Origin of the sequence: Gemelliphila asaccharolytica, assembly GCF_001553005.1 — a bacterium.
GTDB classification, from domain to species: Bacteria; Bacillota; Bacilli; order Staphylococcales; family Gemellaceae; genus Gemelliphila; species Gemelliphila asaccharolytica.
Map to the genome: position 1 here is coordinate 1 of NZ_KQ959899.1, position 5,039 is coordinate 5,039.

General features: G+C 29.1%; 5 protein-coding genes. 2 read left to right on the forward strand and 3 right to left on the reverse strand.

All coding sequences use genetic code 11. The features are described from left to right. Nucleotides 1-24: 24 nt before the first annotated feature. The gene (locus HMPREF1871_RS04315; protein WP_456236247.1) at nt 25-126 is read left to right on the forward strand and encodes a hypothetical protein; all 102 of its coding nucleotides are present in this window, start codon (nt 25-27) and stop codon (nt 124-126) included. A 378-nt stretch (nt 127-504) separates the two neighbouring features. Here HMPREF1871_RS04315 and HMPREF1871_RS04320 read toward each other — a convergent pair whose 3' ends face one another. From HMPREF1871_RS04320 to HMPREF1871_RS04330, 3 genes are read right to left on the reverse strand one after another with little or no spacing between them, the layout of a single operon-like run. Further along, on the reverse strand, nt 505-2,241 hold the full coding sequence (locus HMPREF1871_RS04320; protein WP_066130444.1) for an ABC transporter ATP-binding protein: 1,737 nt from the start codon (nt 2,239-2,241) through the stop codon (nt 505-507). Continuing rightward, a complete protein-coding gene (locus HMPREF1871_RS04325) occupies nt 2,234-3,952 on the reverse strand; it encodes an ABC transporter ATP-binding protein (RefSeq protein ID WP_066130447.1) in 1,719 nt (572 codons plus the stop codon). The genes HMPREF1871_RS04320 and HMPREF1871_RS04325 overlap by 8 nt, the downstream gene beginning before the upstream one ends. A gap of 4 nt (nt 3,953-3,956) precedes the next feature. Further along, complete coding sequence (locus tag HMPREF1871_RS04330) at nt 3,957-4,553, reverse strand: TetR/AcrR family transcriptional regulator (protein WP_066130451.1); 597 nt, start codon at nt 4,551-4,553, stop codon at nt 3,957-3,959. 309 nt (nt 4,554-4,862) lie between these two features. Between HMPREF1871_RS04330 and HMPREF1871_RS06085 the strand changes: the two genes are divergently transcribed. Next, on the forward strand, nt 4,863-5,039 hold a 177-nt coding region (locus HMPREF1871_RS06085; RefSeq protein ID WP_456236248.1), incomplete at its 3' end, for a plasmid mobilization protein.

Consider the following 5,039-nt stretch of genomic DNA (forward strand, 5'->3'; position numbering starts at 1 on the left):
CTACTTTCAAATGCAACAAATAATATAAACCAGATTGCAAAAACAACTAATACAACTGGAATTTTTTACAAGAATGAAATCGAATCAATGAATAAACAGATAGAAAAATTATCAAGAGAAATATGACAGATCCATTCCCTACTTCTTAATAAATCAAAAGAAAGTTCTGGTGATTAGTGTGGCAATTACAAAAATACATCCTATAAAATCAACTCTAAATTTGGCGATAGATTACATTACTAAGAGCGAATAAACTGATGAAAGGGTCTGTAAATAATTTTGTATATCAACCTAAATCCTGATATAAGGGTAAGGGGTGATACATTTTTTATGCTTAAATCATCATTTGTGTAGCTACAAGTTTTTCTACATCAACATTTTTATCTTCTAAATTATTTTCGAAATTCCCATCATGATTTAGGGGCGAAAAAAGAGCAAGTGATTTTTCTTGTCCACCTGCTCTAAATATTTTTCGTGTTCAAAGACTTTAAATATTTCTTACTATCAATTATTTAATTTCCATGATTCTGCCTTAGCTTTTGCATTGATAAGGTCAGAATAAAGTCCATTATTTTTAATCAGTTCTTCATGATTTCCTCGTTCTACTATTTCTCCATCTTTTAAAACTAAAATTTGATCCGCATTTCTAATTGTTTTTAGTCTATGGGCAATCATAATTACTGTTTTATTTTTTGTAAGTTGTTCTATGGCTTCTTTTAATTTATCTTCATTTTCTGGGTCTATATTTGCAGTTGCCTCATCAAAGATTATTATGCCTGAGTCTTTTAGCATGGCTCTGGCTATAGATATTCTTTGTTTTTCTCCCCCAGATAGACTTGCTCCACTTTCTCCTATTAGAGTGTTATATCCTTCTGGTAAAGCTTCTATAAATTCATGACATCTTGCTTTTTTTGCTGCCTCAACCACCTCATCGTGGCTTGCACTTTGTTTCCCAAACTTTATGTTGTTTTCAATTGTATCTTCAAATAAATAAACGTCTTGGAAGACCATAGAAATAGAATTCATAAGATTTTCTATCTTATAGTCTTTAATATTTTTTCCACCTATTAAAATTTCACCAGAATTTACATCCCAAAATCTCGCTATGAGATTACAAAATGTTGTCTTACCAGATCCAGATGGACCAACAATAGCAGTCATGGTATTTTCTTTTATCTCTGCTGATACATTTTTCAAAATTGGTCTATCATCATAAGAGAAAGAAACATTTTTAAAGACTATATTGTGATTTTTTATAGGCTCTGAAACTTCTCCTTCTTCCATATCTTCCATATCATTTACATAGGAATAAGAATCTATTGCATTCTCAACCATCCTTAGCATTGCCATAGCAGAACCAGATGTTATAAGCCCATCAAATATTACAAAACTTGCTATAAGTATCATAATAGTGTTGACTATTTGCCCGCTTTCAACAAAATATAATTTTATTGATATAAACAACATCAAACAAATTGTTATAGTTATTATTATTTTAGCTAATAAACTATATGGCATTATAGTTTTTTCTAAATCAAAAGAATATTTACTAGCACCATCAAAGCTTTTGTCAAGTTTTTTATTGTTACTTCCTCTTAGATTATATGATTTTATAATTTGCATCCCTTGCAATGTTGATAAGACTTCTTTGGTAAGTGATACTTGAATCTCATGAATCTTATCTGCATTTTTACTGGACCTTTTTTGCATACGAGAAACAATCAATAGAAATACAATAGAGCCAACTATTGCTACAAGACCTACCTTATAAGAAAATAAAAATAAGGATGAGATAAAAACAATAGCATTAAGCATACCACCGAAAACCATTATATACAAAGTTGGAACCCAAGTTTCTACATTATCTAAGTTAGTAGTCGCAATAGTTGTTAAATTTCCTAGGCTTAAACTTGAGAAGAATCCCATTGGAACTTTTTTTATTTTTTCACCTAATTCAATTCTCTTGTGTCCAGCCATGAAATATCCAGCATGTGTTTGTTTGAGCATAGAGGAATTTTTTGAAATAATTACTCCAGCTATACTAATTAATAAGAATATACTTGATATTCCTATTGTTTTGAAACTTATATCCTTGTTTACTATCCCAAAAATCACATAATAAATGGCTGCAAATTGTAGAGCATTAAAAATAGAACCGAAAAAATTAGCAAAGATTGATTTTTTTATATACACTTGTTCTTCAATAGAAAAATTCCATATTTTTTTAAAAACACTAATCATTTTCTTCTCCTTTCAAGGCAGTTGCCCAAAGTTCGTGATAATCTTTTGATTCCTTCAAAAGCTCTTCATGGCTTCCTTTACATGCAAGTTCTCCATTTTTAATTACAAATATATTATCTACATCTGTTATTGTCTTTAAACGATGGGCAATTATAATTAGAGTTTTACCTTTGACAAGTTCTGATATTGCATCTTGAATCAAGGCTTCATTTTCAGGATCGATATAAGAGGTAGCCTCATCTAAAATAACTATTGGAGCATTCTTTACCATAGCTCTTGCAATTGATATTCTTTGCCTTTCTCCTCCAGACAAATGTTTGCCTGCTTCTCCTACTCTTGTATCATATCCATCTGACAACTTCATTATAAAATCATGGCAGGCTGATTTCTTACATACTTCAATTATTTCCTCATCACTTGCATTTTCATTTCCTATCCTGATGTTATCTTTAATTGACATATCAAAAAGAAAATTATCTTGTGCTACATAGGAAATAATAGAAGATAACTTTTCAAGCGACATATCTTTAATATTTACATTTCCTATACTTATAGAACCACTATCTACGTCCCAAAATCCTGAAATTAGTTTTGCAATAGTCGACTTACCCGAACCCGATTCACCTACTAAAGCATTCACACTTCTTTCTTCTATGTTTAAATTTATATTGTTTAGGACTTGCTTGTCTTTTTCATAAGAAAAATCTACGTTTTTCATCTCTATATTATTATTTTTTATATCTAAATTTGCATTTTTATGAGATAATTCTCTCGCACAAAGTATATTCTTAATCTCTTCGAAAATAGTTGACATTCTTCCAATATCATCTTCAAAAGTCATTACTCTCATAATGTTTTGAATAGTTCCAAAAGAAAGAATTATCAATGTTAAAAATACACCACCATCTAGTGAACCATTCATGCAGAAATATAAGCCAAAAGGTATAATTGTCAAAATACCAACTGGAGCAATAGACATACTTATCGCATAGTCTCTTGTGTTTTCTCCCATCCAATCGTAATAATAATTTGCCTTTTTATACACATTGTCCCTGTATTTTCTATAAGATTTTTCACCTTGATTAAATGTTTTAATAACTTCTATTCCATTTATATATTCAACCACTGAATTATTCATATCTTGGCCAATTTTAACTGCTTGTGGAAACTTTACCTTCATTCTTTTCATGGGTCCTGCCATAAAAAATCCACCAATAACTAATGGAATTAAAGATATTAAACTTAGTCTATAATCTAAAATTAACATGTAAACAAATAATATTATAGGTCCGACTAAATTAGCTGTCATCTCAGGTATCATATGAGCCAATGTTGTTTCAGTATTATCAACTTGATTTACAATTATGTCTTTTAACTTACCAGTAGACTCATTCAATATGTCTCCTAATGGCATATTAAATAATTTTTCCATAAGACTTTTTCTTATATCTCGTATTATTTGATAGGCTGTTTTATGAGAAATCATTGTTGACAAAAACATAAACACTTCTTTGATTATAAGGCATGAAAGTATCAAGAAAATTTTATTTATATAGTAATAAAAATCTTGGCTACCATCAATCAATGATATAATCATCTTACTTAGAATAATATATACAAAAAGATTTGAAATTACTCCAAGTATTGCGAACAAGACAGAAATAAAATATGGTGCTTTATTTCTCTTAATGTATTTTTTTAATAGATCCATAAATTTAACTCCTTTCATCATCTTTTTTCATTACATTTATAAAATAAGTCTCTATCATCTCGGTTAGATATATCTTATTTTTTATAAAATTCTCACGGGCATTCAAAATTTCGCAAGCCATCAATCCAGAATTCATAATATTAATCATAAATTCAAATGTATCATCAGACGGTAACTCATTAAACAAACTATAAAACAAATCTTTAAATACTTGTATGGACTCTTTTTTTATTTTCACATATAGTTCTTTCAGATCATCATTTTCTTTTAACTCACATAAAAACATAACATAAAGCTTTACATAATCATTATCTGCAAGTATCTTGTCTGTAATCATTCTCGAAAGCAACTGTGGACTTAATATTAAACCTTCATCATAAATTGATTTTTGAATAATATCTTTTCTATTTAAATTACCTTCCATCATAATATCGTATAAGATTTCATAGGTAGAACCATAATGATGATACAATCCACCTCTAGAAAGCCCAGTAGCTTCCATAATGTCATTCATAACTGTATTTCTAAATCCTTTGAACAAAAAGACTTTCATAGCCGCTTGTCTAATCTGCTTTTTTCTTTCATCAGCTTCCATTTTCATTTTATAAATAACCTCCAAACCGACACTATTGTCGGTATTATTATATCAGCACTGATAATTATTGTCAATACATTCGTTTATACCTCTTAATTAATTTCTTTAAATGCGGTATAATTAATAAAACTTAATACACGCTTAACGCTTATAACTTTAATAGCAAGCACAGTAAGTGAGTACCCACTTACGAAAAATTAATGTAGCAGAACCTTTATGGACTGCTTCTTTTTTTATCAATTTTTACCTTATTAGGGAGAACCCTAAGACCCCGTAAAGGAGAATAAAATCGCAAATAGATTTAGAAATGAAAGAATAGAAATAAAATTAACTAAGGAAGAAAAGGAAGTTTTTAAAAAGAAAATGAAACTTGCAAATTGCAAAACTATGTCTCATTTTCTTAGAAAATGTGTATTAGAAAAAGATATTTATGTCGTAGATTTAGAACCATTTAGAAACCTACAATGGCTACTTTCAAATGCAACAAATAAT

Excerpts from the sequence above, each read along its gene's own strand:
- HMPREF1871_RS04320 (WP_066130444.1), bottom strand. The coding sequence starts at position 2,241 with ATGATTAGTGTTTTTAAAAAAATATGGAATTTTTCTATTGAAGAACAA.
- HMPREF1871_RS04330 (WP_066130451.1), bottom strand. The coding sequence starts at position 4,553 with ATGAAAATGGAAGCTGATGAAAGAAAAAAGCAGATTAGACAAGCGGCT.
- HMPREF1871_RS04325 (WP_066130447.1), bottom strand. The coding sequence starts at position 3,952 with ATGGATCTATTAAAAAAATACATTAAGAGAAATAAAGCACCATATTTT.